This window comes from Pseudoclavibacter sp. VKM Ac-2888 (assembly GCF_015351285.1).
Lineage (GTDB): Bacteria > Actinomycetota > Actinomycetes > Actinomycetales > Microbacteriaceae > Pseudoclavibacter.
The window spans coordinates 1,775,956-1,797,207 of sequence record NZ_JADKSM010000001.1 but is presented as its reverse complement, the minus strand read 5'-3'; the positions used below and the strand labels follow the sequence as shown (position 1 = coordinate 1,797,207).

Here is a 21,252-nt window from a genome sequence, read left to right as displayed (position 1 = left end):
GGAGAAAATGGCCGCGGTGTCTCTAGGCTGAGGTTGTGAACAACAACATCACCATCCTGGGCCTCTTCGACCACGACGGGCTGCCCTCGATCCGTTCGGGGACTTCGCCCGGCGATCAGCTGCGAGGGCCCTACTGCGCGGAGCTGCTCGGCCAGTACGCCAACCTGGTCACGGTTCGCATGCCGAGCTCTCGGGTGCACCGAAAGGTCAAGGACGTCGTCGAGCACCGAACGGGTGTCCCCGCCGACCTCGCGATCCGGGGGCTGGCATCGGCGCGGCGGGCGGATGCTGTCCTGGCGATCCTCGAAGACAAGTCTGTGCTTCCGGCCGCGCTCAAGCGCCGGGGTCTGACCGCGTATGCCAAGACGAGACTCGCCGCCGTCTCCTGCTGGTGGGGGGAGGAGCTGAAGACCGGCTCGGCTGCGCGGCGCGAGGAGATCGCGCGAACGGTGGCGGGTGTGGATCGCATCTTCGTCTTCTCACGGAACCAAGTCGAGCTCTTCGCTCAGATCGGCGCCGGTGGGAAAGTCGCTCCCATCAACTTCGGGGTCGAGCACACGAAGTACGTGCCGGACTCCTCGGTCGAGCAGCGATTCCAGGTCTTCAGCGGAGGCCTCGATGCTGGCCGCGACTTCGAGACCCTCGTCGAGGCCGCACGGCTCCTCCCACACGTCGACTTCCACCTCGTCTCGCACCTCCACCGATTCCAGCAGATGGACCTGCCGAAGAACGTCACGACGAGCGGCCCCACCGACGGGCAGACCCACCGGCAGAATCTCCTCGCGGCCCAGCTCGTCGTCACCCCGACCCATGACCTCGCCTACCCCACTGGCCAGAGCGTGCTGCTCGAGGCCATGTCGTCTGGCAAAGCCTGCGCCGTGACCGAGACGGAGGCGATGCGCGAGTACATCGACGAGGGCGTGAGCAACTTCGGTATGCCCCTCCATGACCCGCAGGGGGTTGCCGCGGTGATAGAGAGGGTTCTCACCCGGCCAGCCGAGCTGCTCGAGGTGGGCCGCAGGGCGCGAGCTGCCGTCGAGGACCGGTACACCTTCGACCAGATGTGGAAGTCGATCGCCGAGCAGCTCGAGCGCGATCGGGTGGAGAACTCGCCGGGGGCCCGTCGCCGTTCCCCGGGAGCGGGGCGGAATGCGGCGTAGTCGCTTTGACTGGCTATCTGTCAGGACGATGCCCGGCCAGGGCTCGGCGAGGCCCTGAGCGGCTCGCTCCGATCGTCGACCGCGTCTTGGGCGGGTTGGGTTCAGGGGCCGCTCTTGTCCTGCTCCTCGGTGGTGCCCTTGTCGCCTGGGCCGCGCGCACGGCCCGAGAGGTCTAGAAGAGCATCGTGAAGGTCAGGCGCAGCGTCTCCTCCGTGAGGACTGCAGCCGACGAGAGCCCAGCGGATGCGAGCAGCGCACCGGGGTGCGCAAACCCGACGACCACGTGGCGCATCCTCGGGAACTCGGCGAGGAACGTGCTTGGCACACGCGAGCGCTCAGGGGATGGGTGCTCCCGCCATCCGCGGAGCTTGGCGAGGAACCAGGCGCAGCGAAGCAGGAAGACGAGCCAGATCGCCAGCACGACCGGGAGCATGAGGCCTGCGAAGAGCTGGATGCCCGAGTAGGTGATCTCGTCCTCGCGGTTCTCCGCCATGAGCTGCAGCAGCGTCGAGAGGCTCGCGCTCATGACCACCGAGATCGTCCACGCCGCGAACCCCACCACGAGCGTCACGAATCGGACGAAGAAATGACCGAAGACCGAGTCGTGCTCGTCGAGGTGGCTGCGAGGAGTGCGGAGGAGGAGAGCGACCGTCGCCGTCAGCGAGGGCAGCGATCCCACGACGACCACCGCCGCCCACACGGGCATCGGCCAGTCGGCGACCCAGCCCAGGATCGTCGCGGACGCCAGGACCACGAACCACGCCCAGCTCCAGCGCAACGGATGCTCGACGAGCGTGGCAGGAAGCCGCCGCTCGACAGCGCCGAGGAAGCGTCTTGGAGGCGGCTCCGCCGGGACATTCATGGGCCAATGCTATTGCCCTGCGCGATCGACGGAGCCGGTGCCCTGCCCCCGGTTCCCGCGTGACCGCACCTGCCCGGCGGCGACGTTCGGACGGGCGACCTGCTCGAAGCATCCACAGGGGAGTTCTGCCCATACCTGGACCGAGCCAATCCGGGTAGGGTCGGGGATTCGGGAGGTCGGAACTCGACGGGGGTCAGTCGCCGGCCGACCTGGTGCGCGGGAAACGCCCCGCGCACGAGAGCAAGGGGGAACGACGATGTCCACACACGAATCAGCTGCAGAGTCGGAGCGGGGCGCTGAACGGCGCAGCCTACTGGGCGCTGTCGCCTGGGCCACTCCGATCATCGCCATCGCCGTGGCGGCGCCAGCTCAGGCCGCGTCCACCCACGAGGTGCCGGGGTGAGGGTGTGCTCGGACCGCGCGCGGCAGTGAGACGCGGCGCGCGGCGGAGGCGGGTCCCGTCGCTCACGTAGCCTGTGCTGGTGAGCGGAAGCAGAACGGGGATGGCGAGACGGGTGGCGTCCATCGCAGGCGTGGCGCTTGCTCTGCTCGTCGTCGTCATCGCAGCCGGACTTCCCCTCTTCGTCTTCCCCTCCACGGACGAACCCCGAGAGGTCGACGCCATCATCGTGCTCGGTCCGCCGCGTGAGGCACGCATCCAGGCCGCCCAGCAGCTGGCCGCCGACGGCTACAGCGACACGGTCGTCATCGCCGTCGACGACTACGGCATCGACTCCGCCATCAACATCCCTGCGTGCGAGGTCGGGGCGGACCACGCGTCCACCGCGCCCGTCACGCGGTGCCTCATCCCAGAACCCTTCACCACGGCAGGGGAAGCGCTCATGGTCAAGCGGTTGGCTGCCGCGGAAGGATGGGAGTCGGTCATGATCGTCACGAGCGTCACCCACATCTCCCGCGCCCGCATGATCTTCACCGACTGCCTTGGCGGGGGAGTGCTCGCCACGGACGACGGCGTCGGCATCGGCGACTCCAACTGGGCCTGGCAGTACCTGTATCAGTCCGGGGCATTCATCAAGGCGCTGATCGCACCGACCTGCTGACGCGGACGGCGCAGTTCGGCCGATGCCAGGCAGGGCGACCCGACATGTCGGTCGTTCTCGATACGGTAGGCGCATGACGACACGTCGCAACGAGGGGGCAGCATGACCGCGCTTGACCACACCACCGTGCAATGGCGCAGGGTTTCCGCGAAGTACATCTGGTCTGAACTCCTCGGGGCGTTCTTCTGGGCGCTTGTGGCGCTCGCGGGAGTCATCGCTCTCCTCGTGATCCCGGACGTTTCGAACTGGATCGCTTTGGCCCCTGGTGCCATCCTCCTGCTGATCCTCATCTCCATCCCCTTCGAATGGCGACGCGTGCGCGCCATCGGCTACCAGCTGCGCCAGGACGACCTCGTCTTCCGCCGTGGTCTCTTCTGGAGCCGCATGGTCGCGATCCCGTACGGCCGTCTGCAGCTGGTCGACATCCAACGCGGTCCGGTCACCCGCATCTTCGGGCTCTCCTCGCTCAAGGTCGTCACCGCCGCCGCGATCACCAACGTGACCATTCCAGGCCTCGATTGGCGCGACGCCGAGAAGCTCCGGGACGACCTCGTCGCACTCGCCGAGACTCGTCGAGCAGGGCTCTGATGAGTGCCCACCTCCCGCCTCAGTCACCCGGCGCCCGGTTCGGGGGCCCGCCGTCTGGGGCGCCACAGGCGCAGCCTCCGGGGCCGGCGCTCGGCCAGGGCTCCGACCTGATCGACGGTGAGTGGCATCGACTCCACCCGCTCACACCGCTCCTCAAAGTCGGCGTGTTCGTCATCGCGATCGGCGCCTTCCTCATCAACCAGTCCTGGCAGACGATCACGAGCTTCATCTTCCCGCAGCTCGACGAGTACAGCGGCGCCGAGTACGACCCCACGAGAATGGTCTTCGAGAACCAGACCTGGCTGCTCTGGGCCGCGCTCGGGACGCTCCTCGTCATCATCCTCCTGGGACTCTTCAGCTACCTCTCGTGGCGCTTCGCGCAGTTCCGAGTCAGCGACACCACGATCGAGCTGCAGAGCGGCGTGCTGTTCCGGAAGAGCCGTCAGGCGAGACTCGATCGAGTGCAGGACATCAACATTCAGCGCCCGCTCGTCGCGAGAATCGTCGGGGCGTCCAAGATCGAGATCGGCGTCGCCGGCGAGAACGCGAACATCCAGCTCGTCTATGTCCGCACCCGCGACGCCGACGGCATTCGCGCCGGCATCCTGCAACGCGCATCGGGGGCGAAGCGCAACGAGCGCGCAGCCCACGGCCAGTCGTTCGAGGGCCCCGCTCAGCCCGGTTTCGCAGGTGCCAACGGCGGCATGCACATGCCGACGAGCGCAGGCCAGCCGAGCGGTGCCGGCCCCGCCGGGGCAGTGGTGCAGGGAGCGGCCCAGCGCCCGCCGACCGCCGAGCAGCTGCGCACGAGAGCCTCCGAGTTCTTCGCGCAGCGAGTCGAGGAGCTCACAAGCCCCGAGCTCGCCCCCGGAGAGGCGGCGCCGCAGTCGGTGGTGCGCCTCCCGCCGTGGCGCCTCGTCGTCGCCAACCTCGTCAACCCGTGGCTCGTCGTCGTCATCCTCACGCTCATCGCGGGGCTCATCATCACCTTCACCTTCGAGTTCTGGTGGCTGCTCTTCTCGATCCTGCCCCTCGGCGCGGTGTTCTTCGCCATCACGGCCGGTCAGATCCTGCCATCCCTCAACTACAGCATCGCCGCGACGCCCGACGGCGTGCGCGTCGGGCGAGGGCTCCTCACCACGAGCAACGACACGGTCCCGCCCGGCCGGATCCACGCCGTCCAGGTCTCCCAGCCCCTCTTCTGGCGCCCCTTCGACTGGTGGATGGTCCGCATCACCCGCGCAGGCACCGAGCAGGTCTCCTCCGACGGCTCGCAGAACCAGGCAGCGCTCACCCGCAACCTCGTGCTCCCTGTCGGCACGCGAGCTGAGACCGAGCGTGTGCTCGCGCTCCTCCTCCCGATGCTCGTCAACGATGAGGTGCGCCGTCTCATCGAGCTCGGCATGTACAGCAAGGGCGACGACGACTACTTCGTCACGGCCCCCAAGCGCGCGGCGTGGATGCGGCCCTTCTCGTGGCGGCGACACGGCTTCCGCCTCGACAGCCGCGCCCTCTACCTGCGCTTCGGCGCCTGGTCACGCAAGCTCACCATCGTGCCCGCTGAGCGGATGCAGTCCATCGGACTCGACCGCGGCCCAGTCGGCTACTTCGCGAACGTCGTCAACCTCCACGCCCACACCGTGCTCGGCATGGGCGTCACGACCCGCATCGGCATGGTCGACGGCGACATCGGCGTCCGACTCTTCGACGACGTCTCCGCCGTCGCCATTCGCGCCGCGAGCCTCGACACGTCCCACCGCTGGCGCGAGGCCGCCACGCTCAGCGCCATCGCAACCGCGCGCATGCGCGTTGCCGACGCGGAAAGCCGCGGGATCGCCGTCGACAGTCAGACGATCGCCGTGCTGCAGGCCGAACGCGAATATCAGCAGGCTCTCGCTCAGAGCGGCGTGGACGGCACCTCCACACCGCCCGTCGCGGAACCGGTCGCCGCCCAGCGGGCCACGCCCGCGCCGGATCTCTCGAGGATCCCGGCGCAGTTCGGCTCAGCCAGCTCAGCAGGATCCATGCCCTCAGCCGGCGTCGGCCCTTCTGTTACTCCCGCGAGCGCAGGCCCGCCTGCGACCACCCCCGGTCCTTCGGCGGCTCCGTCTCCGGCTCTGGCTCCGGCGCCCTCGCCCACGTCCATCGGTCCCGTCCCAGGGGCGACGGCGAACGGCGCCTGGCCCCCCGTCTCCTGGGAACCCGTCGCCGCGCCGCCTGCGTCGGTGGACTCCGCGATCGACACGACCCCGACGCCCATCCAGTCGCCGGCCACGATCGCCCCCGCGCCGACGCACCGCCCGCCAGTCGAGCGCGAGGCTGCCCCCACGGCGGCGCCGCAGATCGCGAGCGACCAGGCCCAAGAGTCCGCGGGTGCCGCCGACCAGGCGCAGCCATTGACCCGACGTCAGCTGCGGGAGCAGCGGGAGAACGGCACCGCTTCAGACCAGCAGCCGGGCCACGACAGCAGACAGGTTCCGGAGGGCAACGCATGAGCACACGCGAAGGGCGGCTCGGCATAGGACTCGTGGGGGACTCGCCCACAGGCCTCATCGTCGCAACGGCACTCGCCGGAGCCGGGCATGCGCTGGTCGGCGTCGCCACCGAGTCCGTCGAAGCGACCGAGCGCGCATCCGCCATGCTGCCCGGGGCCCCCAACCTCACCCAGCGGCAGGCCATCGAGCGCAGTGAGCTCGTGATCCTCGCCTTCGACGAGGACGAGCTCGAAGCACGTGTCCTCGAGCTCTCCGAGACCAAAGCGTGGGTCGCGGGTCAGCTGGTCCTGCACACCGTCTCCGGGCGCGGGACTGCCGTGCTCGGCACGGCGCTCGACCGAGGCGTGATCCCGCTCGCCGTGCATCCCGCGATCGAGATCACCGGAACGAGCCTCGACCTGCACCGCCTCAAGGAAGCCTGGTGCGCAGTGACCGCGCCGCGGCCGGTGCTGCCGATCGCGCAGGCACTCGTCGTCGAGATCGGCGCGGAGCCGGTCGTCATCGCCGAGCAGGACCGCCCAACCTACGCGGAAGCACTCCACACTGCGACGGAGTTCACTCGCTCCATCGTCAAGCAGGCCACGGAGCTGCTCACCGGAATCGGTGTCGAGAACCCCGGATTCATGCTCTCCAGCCTCGTGCGCTCGGCCGCAGACAACGCCCTCGCCGACGCCACCCCGCAACGCCTCGACCCGCTCGACGGTACGCTTCCTGAGGCGGACCCGCGCTCGTAGCGGCAGCCGCAGGTTCCGAGGAGGGCTCTTGCCACACGTTCTGACCACGATCGCCGAAGCCAAAGCAGTGCTCCGGGAAGTCGGGAAAACCGACACGATCGCCCTGGTGCCCACGATGGGCGCTCTCCACGAAGGCCATCTTTCGCTTGTCGACATCGCCAAGCGAAGCGCCTCGAAGACGGTGGTGTCCGTCTTCGTGAACCCGATGCAGTTCGCGCCCGGCGAGGACTTCGAGCGCTATCCTCGCACCTTCGAGGACGACCTCGCGAAGCTCGACGCGGCCGGCGTCGATTACGTGTTCGCGCCAGCGGTCAGCGACATGTACCCCAACGGCATCAAGCAGACGCGCCTCGTCGGCGGACCCGCCGCGGGCATCCTCGAGGCGGCACACCGGCTCGCGCACTTCGACGGTGTCCTCACGGTCGTCACGAAGCTCTTCAACATCATCCGCCCGAACATGGCGGTCTTCGGCGAGAAGGATGCACAGCAGCTCTTCCTCGTGCGAAGCCTCGTCCGCGACCTCGACCTCGATATCGACGTGGTCGGCGCGCCCATCATCCGGGAAGAAGACGGCCTCGCGCGCTCCAGCCGCAACGTCTACCTCTCCGACGACGAGCGCAGCGCGGCCCTCAGCCTCGTGCGCGCGCTCTCGGCCGCCGCCGCCAACGGCGACCGAGGCATCCGCGAGATGATCTCGCAGGCCCAGGGCGCCCTCATGGATGAGAAGCTCGTGAAGATGGACTACGTCTCCATCGTCGATCCCGAGACGTTCGTGCTCGTCAATGAGGCGTACCGCGGGACGGCGCTCGTGCTCGTCGCCGCCCGCGTCGGCACCACACGCCTCATCGACAACATGCCGGCCTATGTCGGCGAGTACCGCTAAGGCGCTCGCGGGCGGCTCCGGCTTCAGCCGGACGCGCGCGAACAGCACGAGTGCCGCGTCCCGCTCGTCTCGTTGCTACGCTGAACGTTCCACGACCCCTGGGGGAACACACGCATGAGCTTTCGCATCCTGACGGTCTGCACGGGCAACATCTGCCGTTCGCCACTCGCCGAGCAGCTGCTTCGAGACGGACTCCGGGATCTGCCCGGCGTCACCGTCGAGAGCGCGGGGACAGGTGCCCTCGTCGGCAGCGGGATGCCGCAGCAAGCCCTCGCGCTCGCAGCCCAGTACGGGGTAACGGATGCGGAAGAGCACATCTCGAGGCAGCTCACGGAAGACATCGCCCGCGGAGCAGGCCTCGTGCTGGCGCTCTCCCGCGACCACCGTCAGCGCATCGTCGAGCTCGCCCCCTCCGTCGTCCGGCGCACGTTCACGCTGCGCGAGTTCGCGCACATCGCGAGCCAGGTCACCGCGGAAGACCTCGAGGAGTCCTACGAGGCGCCGGGCGCGAGCCACGGCTCGCGTCGCTCGCGCCGCGAAGCGCTCGAAGGCGCCACAGACGGCGCCGGCGCTGGCGCCTCAGAGCAGGACATCGTCACCGCCGCGCTCGCCGCGGCCGTTGCCGCCGCCGCCCCGCTGCGCGGCCTCGTCGCTCCGCTCGAGAACGCCGCCGACTACGACGTGGTCGACCCGTTCCGCCGCTCGGACGAGACCTACCAGCGCTCGGGCCGCGAGCTCGTGCCAGCGGCAGAGACGATCGTCGCCTACCTCGAGGGCGTCGTCGACTGGGCGAAGGCCCGCACCGCGTAGCCTCCTCGAGGCTCGCCGGTTCGCGCGACGGCGCGAAGTGCACCAAACTGGGGGAGTGCGTTTCCGAGCGCCATTCGTCGCGCCCGGGACACGCATCCACACCCAGCCGCACGAAACGCAAGGAGCCCGAATGGCCGACGCGCCCATCCAAGACGCACTCTCCGAGGCCGAAGCCTCCGAGCAGAAGCAGGTGCGTCTCGAAAAGCGCGCGCGGATGCTGGAGTCGGGCATCGCGCCCTACCCCCTGACGCTCCCCATCACGCACACCATCGCGGAAGTGCGGGCAGCCCACACCGAACTGGAAGACGGCGCGTCGACCGGCGAGCGCGCGGGCGTCGCGGGGCGCATCGTGCACCTTCGCAACACCGGCAAGCTCTGCTTCGCGAGCCTCCAGGCGGGCGATGGGTCGCGCATCCAGATCATGCTGTCGCTCGCCGTCGTCGGCCAGGAGCAGCTCGACCTGTGGAAGGAATACGTCGACCTCGGCGACCACGTCTTCGCTGCCGGTGAGATCATCTCGTCTCGCCGCGGCGAGCTCAGCATCATGGCCGACGAATGGCGGATGGCTTCCAAGGCCGTCCGGCCGCTCCCGAACCTTCACGCCGAACTGAGCGACGAGACGCGCGTCCGCCAGCGCTACCTCGATCTCATCCAGCGACCCGTCGCCCGGGAGGTGGTGGTCGCTCGTGCCAAGACCAACGCCTCGCTGCGCCAGACCTTCGCAAACCACGAGTTCCTCGAAGTCGAGACGCCCATGCTGCAGACCATGCACGGCGGCGCCGCGGCCCGCCCGTTCGTGACGCACTCCAACGCGTTCGACACCGAGCTGTTCCTGCGCATCGCACCCGAGCTGTACCTGAAGCGCGCCGTCGTCGGCGGCCTCGACCGGGTCTTCGAGATCAACCGCAACTTCCGCAACGAAGGCGCCGACTCGACCCACAGCCCCGAGTTCGCGATGCTCGAGGCCTACCAGGCCTACGGCGACTACACCTCGATCGCCGACCTCACCCAGGAGCTGGTGCAGAACGCGGCCCAGGCCGTCGCCGGCTCGCACGTCGTGACCTGGGTGGATGGCACCGAGTTCGATCTCGGCGGTGACTGGGACCGAGTGTCCATGTACCCGTCGCTGTCGGAGGCGGCAGGCGTCGAGATCACGCCGTCGACGTCGCTCGCCGAGCTCGAGGCGCTCGCGGCGAAGGTCGAGGTCGAGGTCGACCACCCCACGCACGGCAAGCTCGTCGAAGAGCTGTGGGAGCACTTCGTGAAGGAGGGTCTCACGCGCCCGACGTTCGTCATGGACTTCCCCGTCGAGACGTCGCCGCTCACCGCATCCCACCGCTCGATCCCCGGGGTCGTCGAGAAGTGGGACCTCTACGTTCGCGGCTTCGAGCTCGCGACCGGGTACTCGGAGCTCATCGATCCCGTCGAGCAGCGCGCCCGCTTCGTCGAGCAGGCGGCGCTCGGGGCGCGGGGAGACGCCGAGGCGATGCGCGTCGACGAGGACTTCCTTGCTGCGCTGGAGCACGCCATGCCTCCTTCCGGCGGCATGGGCATGGGCATCGACCGCCTGCTCATGGCCATCACCGGCCTCGGCATCCGCGAGACGGTGCTGTTCCCCCTCGTCAAGTAGGGCCCGTGTGAGGTAGCTCCCCGCGCCCAGTCTTCCCAAAGATGACTTGTGGTCGTCAAACCTCGAGTTTGACGACCACAAGTCATCTTTGGAGCTTGGGATCGCGCGGGGCGGCGCGAGGGCGGGCGGGATGGCGCGCGGGGCGGCGCGAGGGCGGGCGGGATGGCGCGCGGGATGGCGCGTGGGCGGGGCGGTTTGCAGGCACGTCGGGTGTCGAGAGCGCCGTCTCCACAGGCGGGGAGATGGGCGGGGCGCAGCCGCGCGCATCCATCTACCGTTCCTGCATGCGACCCAAGACGCCGCTCCCACCCGAGTTCGCCAACACGACGTTCCGCTATTTCGCTGCTCTCGAGAGCGGAATCACGCGGGGTCAGGTCAGAGCGTCGACGACGACCGGCCCGCACCGCGGCATCAGAACCACCCGCGAGATCACGTCACCGCGAGACGCCGACCTCGCCTACGCGAGAGCCTCACCGCGGGACGTCGCGCTGGCCAGCGTCTCCGCCTGCCGGGTCTGGGGAATCCCGCTCCCGCTTGCGATCGAATCGCGCAGACACACGTTCGTCGCCGTGCGGAGTCCAGGGCACGTCCCAACTGGAGTCGCGGTCACGGGCATCCGGCTGGCTCCGCACCTGTTCAGCGACCGCGAGTTCGAGGGTGTCCGACTGCTGTCGCCCTGCGTCGCCTGGGCGCAGCTCGCCGCTCAGGTCAGCCCGCGCGAAACCCTCGTGCAGGCGGATGCACTTCTCACACGCGCAGACAACTACCCCGGACGGCGCCACGGCGGCTCGCTGGCCACGCTGGACGAGCTCCGTGCAGTCGCAGACGCCTGGGCGAAGCGTGCTGGAGTCGCCCAGCTCCGTGCTGCCGTCGAACTCGCTAGACCGCAGGTCGAATCGCCCGGAGAATCCCGGCTTCGCCACGCCCTCGTCTCGGCCTGCTTCCCGGAACCCGTCCTGCAGCACCGCGTCTTCGACGGACGGAGGTTCGTGGCGCGGATCGACCTCGCCTACCCCTCGCTGAAGATCGCGCTCGAATACGACGGCGCACACCATTTCACCGTGGCGAAGGCCGTGGAGGACATCGAACGACGACGTGAGCTCGAGAGCCTCGGCTGGACCGTCATCCAGATCACCCGACGCGACATCCAGGACCCGACGCGCCTCTTCGCCCGACTCCGCGCGGCGATGCGTCCACGCTGAGGCCCTCGCCCAGAGCTGACTTGTGGTCGTTCTCGCGCGAGGTTGACGACCACAAGTCAGCTCTGCGCGATGGGGGCGGGCGGCGAGGGGCGAGGGGCGGGGAGCGGGGCGCGCGGGCGGGGAACTGGGGGTCGCGCCTACGCCGTGGAGGCCGTGCTCTTCTGGCTCTCCACGCGGTACTCGATCTCGGCGACGATCTTCCTGAGCGCGTAGATCGTGACGGAACGGCGTTGCGCTGGCGGATCCCACCCCGTGTGATCCTCGAACTCCAGCCGCTGCAGGTCGTCGAGGGCCGAGGAAGCGGCGGTGAGGCGTGCGTGCAGATCTGCTTCGCTCTGGTCCCAGGCGCGCAGCAGCTGCCCGAGCTGCTCTCCCGAGGCCTGCAGCGCACGCCCGGACTCGGGCTTCGCCTCGCTCCAGGACACTTCGAGGAACGGATCCTGGAGCTCGGCGATGTGTCGAGTGATGCGGCTGAGGCTGTCCAGCTCCGCCTGGACGGAGGAGCTGTCGAACTTCGCGCGAAGACCTCTGGCGTTGCCACGGAGGTTCTCCTGCACCTCGGCGACGAGCGTCTTCGCGTCGGCGAGTTCGCCGTCGAGGCGCAGCAGCGAGCTTCGCCAGTCCTTGAGGTCGTCCTCCGGAGCATCGCCGGCTGGTAGCTCCGTCGCTCGCTGGATGGTGTCGGCGATCGTGGTCTTGAGGGCGCTCATCGCCTCCATGGCCTGCTTCCGGCCGGTGGCGGGAGGCACGATGAGGTTCAGCCCGACGCCGATGGCCGCGCCGACAGCCATCTGCACGACGTAGCCGATGGAGAATCCGTCGGGATTCGCGCCGCCGACGACGAAGACGAAGAGGGCTGCGATGGGAATGTAGTCGCGGCCCGCGCCGAAGACCGGAATCCCTGCGAGCAGGGTGCCGACACCGACCGCGACGGGGACTGCCAGCGCCACGGGGGTGCCGAGGGTCAGGAGCGCTCCGGAGGCGAGCACGCCCAGGAGTACACCGACCACGACCTGGACGCTCGATCGCACGGATCCGGCCACGGTCGGGACGCTTGCGACCAGTGCGCCGAGGGGAGCGTAGTAGGCGTAGGCGTTCGCCTCCCCCGGGACGAGGTGTCCGGCGTACCAGGCGAGCGTTGCGGCGGCGGCTGTCTTGGCCACGTGGAGGAGTCGGGAAGGCGTGAGCGCGGGGAGGAGGGCGCCGGCGAGTTTCTGCATCCACTCCAGGGTGGGGCTTCGCGGTCAATGCTCGCTGAGGGTTGACATCCGGGGAGAGGGAGGGCGGGGGCGTGAGGTGCTGGCAGAGGAACAGGTAGGGGCCGGATGCGTGTGCATCCGGCCCCTACCTGGCTCGAGACCGACCCGCTCGGCGGTCAGCCGTTCTTGGGCTCGTCAGCCTGCGCCACGACCGCGACCTGGCTCGTCTGCGGGCCCGCAACGGGCACGTTCATGACGTTCGCCTTCCGCAGCCACGGGAACATCTTGCCGGGTGCTCGCTCGACGGGCTCGTCCACTTCGAGGCCGTAGAAGTCGCCGATGTGGCCGACCAGGGCGGCGCGGCTGGCCCGGTCGTAGGCACGTTTCTCTCGCGCGAACGCGAGGGCCGTCGCCCAGCAGGACAGGAGCAGGACGATCGAGAAGGGCAGCGCGATGCTGATCGCGGCCGTCTGCAGGGCGTTCAAACCGCCGGCGAGCAGGAGCGCGACCGCGAGCAGCGAGGTGATGATGGCGAAGAACGCGCGCACCCAGTGCTTCGGCTCGGCCTGGCCGCCGGTCGCGAGCATGCCCATGACCAGCGCGCCGGAGTCCGCGGACGTGATGAAGAAGATCGCGATGAGGATGATCGCGCCGATGGTCAGCACAGCACCGCCGGGGAGCTGGGCCAGCATCTGGAAGAGGGCCCCTTCGACGTCGACCGAGCCGTCGCCCTGGACGAAGTCGGTGATGCCGTTCAGCTGCATGTAGAGGGCCGTGCCGCCGAGGACGGAGAACCAGAGGAAGGTCACGAGCGTCGGCACGAGCATGACGCCCGTCACGAATTCACGCACGGTGCGACCGCGGGAGATGCGGGCGATGAAGACACCCACGAACGGCGCCCACGACATCCACCAGCCCCAGTAGAACGTGGTCCACGCCGACTGCCAGTCGACGCCCGCCTCGCCGGAGAATGCGCTCGTCGAGAAGGTGAGGCTGACGAAGTTCTGCAGGTAGTTGCCGAGCGACTGGACGAAGTCGCGCAGCAGGAACTGCGTCGGTCCGACGATGAGGATGAAGATGAGCAGCGCGCCCGCCAGCATGAGGTTGATGTTCGAGAGCCACTTCATGCCCTTGCCGACGCCGGAGATCACCGAGAAGAGCACGAACGCGGTGATGACGGCGATGATGGCGATGGACGAGGTCGTGGAGGACTCGAGGATGCCTGCGGCTTCCAGGCCCGAGCCGATCTGCAGCACGCCGAGGCCGAGCGAGGTCGCGACTCCGAAGATGGTGCCGACCAGCGCGACGACGTCGATGAGGTTGCCCCAGCCTCCGCGAACGCGACGGCCGAGGAGCGGCTCCAGCGCCCAGCGCACGCTGACCGGTCGTCCGCGACGGTGGATGGCGTAGGCGAGCGCGAGGCCGAGCACGATGTAGATGGACCACGCGTGCACGCCCCAGTGCAGGTAGGTCTGCGAGAGGGCCTGCTGGGCGAGCTGGCTCTCGGTGCCGGAGACGCCGGGCTTCGGTTCGATGAAGTGGCTGAGCGGCTCGCTCACCCCGTAGAAGACGAGGCCGATTCCCATGCCGGCGGCGAAGAGCAGCGACAGCCAGCTGAGGTTCGAGAACTCGGGCTTGTCGTCGTCCTTGCCGAGCTTGATGTCGCCGTACTTGCCGAAGCCCATCACGAGGCTGAAGATCACGAAGAACGCCGCGATGAGCACGTAGTACCAGTTGAAGTTGCGCACGATCGACGACTGGACGGCGCCGAATGCGGTGTCAGCCGCGCTCGGGGCGAGGATCGAGAAGCCGGCGAAGCCGATGACGATGATCGCGGCGGGCCAGAAGACCCACCGTTTGATCGTCGGTGGGCCCTTCTTCTTCGGCGTATCGGGAGCGGCTGCTGAGCTGGAGGAGCTGGAAGTCACTGCGCCAATGGTACGCGAGCTGCGGCAGATCGCTAGTTCGCCTAGCAATCAGGGTTGAGTGGGCTGGTCCGACTCAGCTCTCGCCAGCAGGCCGGACGAGTTCGTGCACGCCGGAGATAATCTCGTCGGGGCGGAACGGGTAGCGCTCGATCTCGCGCTGATCGCTGATGCCCGTGAGCACCAGCACGGTGTGCAGTCCCGCTTCCATGCCCGCCACGATGTCGGTGTCCATCCGGTCGCCGATCATGGCCGTGTTGTGGGAGTGCGCGCCGATCTTGTTGAGCGCAGACCGGAACATCATGGGGTTCGGCTTGCCGACCACGTAGGGTTCGCGGCCGGTCGCCTTCGTGATGAGGGCAGCGATGGCACCCGTCGCGGGCATGGGGCCATCGGCGCTCGGGCCGGTCGCGTCGGGGTTCGTGACGATGAAGCGCGCACCGTTGCCGATGAGGCGGATGGCCTTCGTGATGGCGTCGAACGAGTAGTTGCGGGTCTCGCCGACGACGACGAAGTCGGGGTCGGTCTCCGTCATGATGTAGCCCGCGTCGTGCAGCGCCGTGAGCAGTCCCGCCTCGCCGATGACGAACGCCGACCCGCCTGGCAGCTGCTGGCGCAGGAAGTCCGCCGTCGCGAGCGCCGAGGTCCAGAGCCGATCTTCCGGGACGTTGATGCCGCTCGAGCGCAGGCGGGCCGCGAGATCGCGCGCCGTGAAGATGGAGTTGTTCGTGAGCACGAGGTACGGGGTATCGTCCCGCTGCCACTGCGCGAGCAGCTCGACAGCACCGGGGAGCGCGGCCTGCTCGTGCACGAGCACGCCGTCCATGTCAGTGAGCCAGCATTCGACGTTCGAGCGATCGACCATGTGCACAGCCTAGGCGGATGCGCCGACACCGAGTCGGATGTGCACAGACTCGCCGGTACGCGAACGGCTTCGCGTAGACTCCCTCCATCATGGACTTCTTCCTCAACGCGCTCTGGTCGCTCATCCCGACCGTGATCATCGGGGCTGCGTTCTTCTGGATCCTCACCTCGATCCTCTCCGGCGATCGTCGCGAGCGCGCCATGGCCGACAAGATCGAGCGCGAAGAACGCGCTCGCCTCGGCCTCCCTCAGCTCGACGCGAACAGCTAGCGCGCCACCTCACCTTCCCTGCTCTGTCTCGACCCCCTCACCGAAGAGGGGGTCAGTTCTCGTCGTCTGGAACCGACCCATGTCACTCCTGCTCAACTGGGCGTCCCCGAAGCCGCTCGGCACGCCCTTCCGATTCCTCCTCTCCTCGTCACTGTTCTCGAACCTCGCCGACGGCATCCTGATCGCGGCGGGCCCCCTGCTCGTCGCGAGCCTCACCAGGGACCCGCTGCTCGTGTCGCTGGCCCTGGTCGTGCAGCAGCTTCCGTGGCTCGTGTTCGGCCTCTTCGCGGGCGTGGTCGCCGACCGCCTGCCCCGCGTCGCGATCATCGTGACGGGGGCGCTCAGTCGCGTCCTGATGCTGGCGGTCATCGGGGCCCTCGTGCTCACCGACACCATCAACCTGCCGATCCTCTACATCGCGCTGTTCCTCGTGGGGTCGGCGGAGGTCTTCACCGACAACGCCTGGACCTCGATCGTGCCCGACCTCGTCCCGTCGAAAGAGCTCGGCATCGGGAACTCGCGACTCATCGCCAGCCAGACCGTCATGAACCAGCTCGCCGGTCCCGCGATCGGCGGTGCCATCTTCGCGGTCGGGCATGCGATCCCGTACGGCGTGACCGTCGTCTCCCTGCTCTTCGCTGTGGTGCTCGTGTCCCGGATCACCTCACCACCCGTCTCGACGGCGACGACCGGGCCGATCGAGACGGTGCGCTCGGTGGCCCGCGTGCGTCGGGACATCGCCAGGGGATTCGCCTGGCTCTGGCAGAACCCGCCGGTCCGGACGCTCGCCATCATCCTGTTCGCGTTCAACATCACGTACGGCATGACCTACGGCGTGCTCGTGCTCTATGCGAAGCAGCGTCTCGGACTGGACGATGCCGGCTACGGGCTGCTGCTCGCGGTCTCGGCACTCGGTGGGCTCGTCGGCACAGCGCTCTACGGACGCCTGGAGCGCCGCTTCTCCTACACGAGCCTCATGCGCACCTGTCTCGCGCTCGAGACGGTGCTGCACCTGGTTCTCGCGGCGACTGCGAACGTCATCGTCGCTGGCCTCACGATGTTCGTCTTCGGCATGTACACGGTCATCTGGGCGACGCTCGCGAGCACCATCCGCGGGCGAGCCGTTCCGAGCCGCATGCGCGGACGGGTCTCGAGCGTCTACTTCCTCGGGATGATCGGCGGCATGGCCGTCGGCACCTTCGCAGGGGGTCTCATCGGCCAGGGCTTCGGCATCGTCACCACGATCTGGGTCGCGTTCGGTGCGAGCATCCTCATCCTCGCGCTCGTCTGGCGTTCCCTGGTGCACGTCGGCAGGGCTGGTGAGGTCAGGGCAGACGGCGAAGCAGCCGGTTCTCCGGCAGCGAGTTGAACCTCGCTGGGGCACGGCGGAGCTCGCTCTGGGGGAGTCCTCAGATACCTCCGGGGAGCGACGCGTAACCTGATCGTCGTCGTGCTGGATCGAGGACGCGGAGGAGGGTGCTGACGATGCCGCGTTCTGCCCTGCCCGTCTTCATTGCGGCCGTCATGATGACGATGCTCGCCGGATGCGCTTCCGGGCCGTTCCCGTCCGTGCAGACCGCGCTCGAGTCGTTCAATCAGACCCTCCGATCACTTCCCGGCGTCGAGGCGTCGAGCCTCGACCGCCCGCCGGTGGATGGGGCCGTCAAGGTCGACCTCGTCGTCACGCTGGCCGAGGAGGTGACCGAGGAGGAGCTCGCGGACATCGGCGACTACGCCTCCACCTTCCCGACCGTCCAGCTCGACAAGGGCCAGTGGGCCGGGACGGTCGAGCTCAGGCTTGCGGGGTCCGCATACTCGTACTTCGATCTCACGACTCCGGAGTCGCTCCACGCCCAGCTCGGCTACTGGCGAGAGCTGGCGGCAGTGGGGTTCGAATCGATCTCCACACGGACGTACTCGGCGCCGGTGTCCGCTGGCATGTTCGAGGTGACCGATCAGGCATCCGGTGCAGCAGCGGACGGCCTCACCTCGCGGGAGACCGAAGCGCAGCCGTCCGAGACGCAGGCTCCCGGCGACCCGGCGCCCGCGACTGTCTCGCCGACGGGGTCCAGCGCACCCTCCCTGTCTGCCGCGGCTCGTGGGCGACTGGTTGTGGTCGAGCTCTCGAGCGAGGAGCGCGGCGATAGCGAGCGCACGACGCAGCTCCTCGAGACCGCCCGCGCGATCCACGACCCAGGCGCTGCCACGGGGGAGTGGGACCTCATGGGTCTTGCTCCGTTCACGACCGGCCAGTTCGTGCAGAGCGAGCTCCCCACCGCCGAGCAGGTCGAGTTCGTCCGGGAGACGAGCGCGGTGTTCGACGAGTCGGAGCAGCTCGCGAGCGTCCACGTGCGCGTGGATGATTCGGCCCTCGGCGGGACCCAGGTCAACGTCACCGCCTTCGACGACACGATGCAGGGAATCAAGGCGGGCGAGGCGGCCAAGGTGTTCCGGGAGACCGTGGAGTGGCAGGAGTTGCGTGACCTCGTCCCGGAGCTGCAGCGCACGAACAGGGACTTCAGCGTCAACTTCGTGGGGAACAACCTCACGGGCCTCGGCGTCTTCGAGTTGAAGTTCGGTGTGCGTGACTGTGAATTCTGGTCGGGGTCGCAGTGGCCGGATCTGACGCGCGAGCTCCAGCTCACCTGGGGCTCGAGCCTTGATGGCGCCGGCGCGCTCACCATGGCCGAGCAAGTTTGCGCTGATCAGCGCTAGATTCCTCGCCGAATTGCCATAACGGTGTCCAGTCTGGCGGCCCAAACGTGGGCATTCTGGGCTTGCCAGAACGTGGTAAACCTCTGGTGTGGTATGGCATCGTCCCCGGTGAATCCCCGGTTCCCCGGATCTCGTCAAACCGGGATCAGCGAGTTAGAGTCATGACCATCCATTTGGTAGGTGAGTATTCATGGACTTGAGCTGGGGTGAATTCAGTGCACGCAACCACGCGAGAACTACTGGTGAGGCAGCGCCTCCTCCGGGCGCTCGACGATGATTCGACGCGCATCACCCTGCTCCACGCGCCGAGCGGATACGGCAAGACGACGCTCCTGCGGATGTGGGCCGAATCCGGTCGCCACACGGGCCGCCTGCTCTGGGTGACCTTCAGCACCGCCACGACCACCCGCAACAGCGTCTGGGAGCAGATCGCGCGCGCGGCCCTCCGCGAGGGCCTCCTCACCAGCCTCGAATACGACGACCTCGTGACGCTCATCAACAGCGATGACTTCGAGAAGCGCGACCTCGTCGTGGCCATGCGCAGTGAGGTTCCCTTCACGATCATCCTCGACGGCTACGAGCGGCTCGGCGACCTCGTGCCGATTGTCGACCAGGACCTCCTCAGAGGCGCCGAGAGCGTCCCGAACATGCGGGTCATCATCGCCGCGAGGGGCCGCACCACGCTCGACCAGTCGAGGCTCCAGCTGCAGGGCCGAGTTCGTGTCGTGACCAACATCGACCTGGAGTTCACGGAGGCCGAGGTCGCGGCCTTCTTCGAGCTCGTCGTGGGGCAGACCCATATCGCGACGCCAGCGGAGGTGTACGAGGCGACCGGTGGCTACGCCATCGCCGTCCGCGCGGCCATCCTCGAGCTCTCCCGGTCAGGCCCGCGCGCATTCCACTGGCGCGAGAATGCGCTCAACTCGACGAACCTCTCCGGTCAGCTGCCCAACGCCGAGCTCGCCAGGTTCGCGAGGATCACCAGCGTCGTGCCGTACTTCGACGCCTCGCTCGCGCGGATGCTCGTGCCCGACCTGGATCCGGACGCGGCGATCGAGATGCTCGAAGCGGACGGCTTCGGCAGGCACATCTCGTTCACCCGCAGCAGCAAGGCCTTCCAGTACGTCACGGCGCTCCGCGAGGCGCTGCACGAGGAGTTGCGGGCCGATTCCCCGGCCGAGTATCGACGCGCAGCCTCTCTCGCCGCGGCGTGGTTGAGCGCAAACGGCGACCCGGAAGGGGCTCTCGAGCTGGCGCTCGAGGTCGACGACTTCGACCTCGCGTCACGCATCTGCGCACGCCTGCTGCTCACGGTCGTCGAGGCCTACACGACGGATCGCTATGTATCGCGGCTGCAGCACCTCCCGCAGGACGTGCTCGTCGCGTACCCCGTGCTCGCGTTCGTGCTCGGCCTCGCCCGTCTCGCCAATCCAGTGCTGCGCAGCGGTGCGAAGCCGCTCCTGCAGATCGCGGCCGGGATGCGCATCCCGAGCGACCTCTCGGTCGCACGTCGCTGCGAGTACCTCTGCTTCAAGGTCTTCGCGCTGCGCACCCTCGGGAGGTACCTCGAGTCGGCTGAGCTCGCGCGGGAAGCGCTCGGCCTCGCCGCTGCCCAGTCCCGGGTGGGGGCGTCGCCTACGCTGTCTCCGGTCTTCACTCGCGGGGCGGCGCTTTCGCTGTTCCTCGTCGGCGACATGACGGGGGCGCACGCCGCACTCGAGGGGACCTTCGTGGTGCCGCAGTCGAACAGCTCCCGCAACCTGTCGTTCTGGGATGCGGCGGGCTACAAGGCCATCGATGGTGACATGCCCGCCTCGGAGGCGATGCTCGCGCAGGTCGAAGATGGTGCGTGGATGACGACAAGCTCGCGCGGACACCTCGGCACCTTCGGGCATATCGCGAAGTCCTACGGGTATCTCGAGCGCGGTGAGTGGATGCAGGCGCAGGCGGCTCTCGAGGATATCGAGCGCTTCACCGTCACGTCCGACCTCTGGCCCTACCTGCAGGAGCCCGTCATGCTTGCTCGGCTGGCGCAGGGCGAGGCGCTCGCGGAGGCCAGGCGGGTCGAGGAGATGCTCGAGGGCCCGCTTGCCGCCTCTGGGGTCGGTGAGAGCCTCGGCCTGTTCCGCGTGAAGTCCCTCCTCGTCGTCCTCTGGCTCGCCGCCGGTCGCCCGGCACGCGCACGCAAGCTGCTGGAGGGGTACGCCGTCGACGACTTCCGGACGCTGCCGGCAAGGTCGCTGCTCGCTCTTGTCGACGGCGACACGGACCAGTCGATGCAGTGGGTCTCGCGGTCGCTGGACTTCGTGACGACGCCGAGGATGCGCATGGCGATGCACCTCATCGGCGCGGCCGGTGCGCTGCGCGATGGCGACCGCGACGTCGCCCGGAGCATGGTCGGCCTCGCTGCCGGGCTCTCGCTCCAATATGGGCTCGTCTCGCCCCTGCTCATGCTGCCCGATCGCGACCGCAACGCGCTGGCTGAGCTCAGCCGAGAATCCGGCGGCGCGGATGACATCGCGATGTTCGACTCGCTCGACGTGGTGACGAACTTCCAGGAAGTGAGCGCCATGCCGCAGTTCACGGAGCGCGAACGAGTCGTGGTTCACGCGCTCGCAAGGCACACCTCGCCGACGCGGATCGCCGAGGAGCTGTTCGTCTCGCCAAACACCGTGAAGACCCAGTTGCGCTCTGCCTACAAGAAGCTCGGGGTCCACACGCGGCCAGAGGCCCTGCGTCGCGCCGAATCTCTGGGCCTGCTCCGGGATCGCAACGGCGAGTAGTTCGTCGCTCTTCTGTTCCGCAAGCCACTCCGGGGTGAAGCCCGGGGTGGTTTCGTCGTTGGTGCCCGGGG

Annotated in this window: 18 protein-coding genes; 14 read left to right on the top strand and 4 right to left on the bottom strand. The window is 68.3% G+C overall.

The features are described 5' to 3' along the window. The first annotated feature begins 35 nt into the window (after positions 1-35). A complete protein-coding gene (locus ITJ61_RS08580; RefSeq protein WP_194685967.1) occupies positions 36-1,160 on the top strand; it encodes a glycosyltransferase family 4 protein in 1,125 nt (374 codons plus the stop codon). 172 nt (positions 1,161-1,332) lie between these two features. Here the strand turns inward: ITJ61_RS08580 and ITJ61_RS08575 are convergent, their stop codons facing one another. Continuing rightward, positions 1,333-2,022 carry a hypothetical protein gene (locus ITJ61_RS08575; RefSeq protein ID WP_104240376.1) on the bottom strand — a complete coding sequence of 230 codons (690 nt, stop codon included), beginning with the start codon at positions 2,020-2,022 and terminating at the stop codon, positions 1,333-1,335. A 256-nt stretch (positions 2,023-2,278) separates the two neighbouring features. Here ITJ61_RS08575 and ITJ61_RS08570 point away from each other — a divergent pair, with 256 nt between their 5' ends. The 9 genes from ITJ61_RS08570 (at position 2,279) to ITJ61_RS08530 (ending at position 11,425) form a co-directional block, all read left to right on the top strand. Further along, positions 2,279-2,425: a hypothetical protein gene (locus ITJ61_RS08570; protein ID WP_181057739.1), complete on the top strand. Its 147-nt coding sequence runs from the start codon at positions 2,279-2,281 to the stop codon at positions 2,423-2,425. A 79-nt stretch (positions 2,426-2,504) separates the two neighbouring features. Beyond that, positions 2,505-3,083, top strand: coding sequence for a YdcF family protein (locus ITJ61_RS08565; RefSeq protein WP_194685966.1), 579 nt, complete (start codon positions 2,505-2,507; stop codon positions 3,081-3,083). A 102-nt stretch (positions 3,084-3,185) separates the two neighbouring features. After that, the gene (locus ITJ61_RS08560) at positions 3,186-3,671 is read left to right on the top strand and encodes a PH domain-containing protein (protein WP_104240378.1); all 486 of its coding nucleotides are present in this window, start codon (positions 3,186-3,188) and stop codon (positions 3,669-3,671) included. Then, the gene (locus ITJ61_RS08555; RefSeq protein ID WP_194685965.1) at positions 3,671-6,166 is read left to right on the top strand and encodes a PH domain-containing protein; all 2,496 of its coding nucleotides are present in this window, start codon (positions 3,671-3,673) and stop codon (positions 6,164-6,166) included. Before ITJ61_RS08560 ends, ITJ61_RS08555 begins: the two co-directional genes overlap by 1 nt. Further along, positions 6,163-6,900: a Rossmann-like and DUF2520 domain-containing protein gene (locus tag ITJ61_RS08550; RefSeq protein ID WP_194685964.1), complete on the top strand. Its 738-nt coding sequence runs from the start codon at positions 6,163-6,165 to the stop codon at positions 6,898-6,900. The genes ITJ61_RS08555 and ITJ61_RS08550 overlap by 4 nt, the downstream gene beginning before the upstream one ends. A 28-nt stretch (positions 6,901-6,928) precedes the next feature. After that, a complete protein-coding gene (gene panC, locus ITJ61_RS08545) occupies positions 6,929-7,783 on the top strand; it encodes a pantoate--beta-alanine ligase (protein WP_194685963.1) in 855 nt (284 codons plus the stop codon). A gap of 114 nt (positions 7,784-7,897) precedes the next feature. Next, complete coding sequence (locus tag ITJ61_RS08540) at positions 7,898-8,593, top strand: low molecular weight phosphatase family protein (RefSeq protein WP_194685962.1); 696 nt, start codon at positions 7,898-7,900, stop codon at positions 8,591-8,593. Positions 8,594-8,723: 130 nt separating this feature from the next. Next, a complete protein-coding gene (lysS, locus tag ITJ61_RS08535; protein WP_104298307.1) occupies positions 8,724-10,223 on the top strand; it encodes a lysine--tRNA ligase in 1,500 nt (499 codons plus the stop codon). A 284-nt stretch (positions 10,224-10,507) separates the two neighbouring features. Next, entirely contained in the window at positions 10,508-11,425 is a 918-nt protein-coding gene (locus tag ITJ61_RS08530) for an endonuclease domain-containing protein (protein ID WP_194685961.1), read from the top strand. A 137-nt stretch (positions 11,426-11,562) separates the two neighbouring features. Here ITJ61_RS08530 and ITJ61_RS08525 read toward each other — a convergent pair whose 3' ends face one another. The 3 genes from ITJ61_RS08525 to ITJ61_RS08515 form a co-directional block, all read right to left on the bottom strand. Further along, positions 11,563-12,645 (bottom strand): hypothetical protein, encoded by a 1,083-nt coding sequence (locus ITJ61_RS08525; protein ID WP_104342810.1) that lies wholly within the window; start codon positions 12,643-12,645, stop codon positions 11,563-11,565. A gap of 155 nt (positions 12,646-12,800) precedes the next feature. Beyond that, on the bottom strand, positions 12,801-14,552 hold the full coding sequence (locus ITJ61_RS08520; protein WP_104305902.1) for a BCCT family transporter: 1,752 nt from the start codon (positions 14,550-14,552) through the stop codon (positions 12,801-12,803). Positions 14,553-14,625: 73 nt separating this feature from the next. Further along, on the bottom strand, positions 14,626-15,414 hold the full coding sequence (locus ITJ61_RS08515; protein WP_104242929.1) for an HAD-IIA family hydrolase: 789 nt from the start codon (positions 15,412-15,414) through the stop codon (positions 14,626-14,628). A gap of 89 nt (positions 15,415-15,503) precedes the next feature. Here ITJ61_RS08515 and ITJ61_RS08510 point away from each other — a divergent pair, with 89 nt between their 5' ends. From ITJ61_RS08510 to ITJ61_RS20270, 4 genes are all read left to right on the top strand, one after another. Continuing rightward, positions 15,504-15,683, top strand: coding sequence for a hypothetical protein (locus ITJ61_RS08510; RefSeq protein WP_068477200.1), 180 nt, complete (start codon positions 15,504-15,506; stop codon positions 15,681-15,683). A gap of 79 nt (positions 15,684-15,762) precedes the next feature. Further along, positions 15,763-17,052: an MFS transporter gene (locus ITJ61_RS08505; protein WP_104299635.1), complete on the top strand. Its 1,290-nt coding sequence runs from the start codon at positions 15,763-15,765 to the stop codon at positions 17,050-17,052. A 116-nt stretch (positions 17,053-17,168) separates the two neighbouring features. Next, positions 17,169-18,398, top strand: a complete 1,230-nt coding sequence (locus tag ITJ61_RS08500) for a hypothetical protein (protein ID WP_194685960.1) — start codon at positions 17,169-17,171, stop codon at positions 18,396-18,398. A 242-nt stretch (positions 18,399-18,640) separates the two neighbouring features. Continuing rightward, entirely contained in the window at positions 18,641-21,181 is a 2,541-nt protein-coding gene (locus ITJ61_RS20270) for a helix-turn-helix transcriptional regulator (protein ID WP_194685959.1), read from the top strand. Positions 21,182-21,252: the final 71 nt, after the last annotated feature.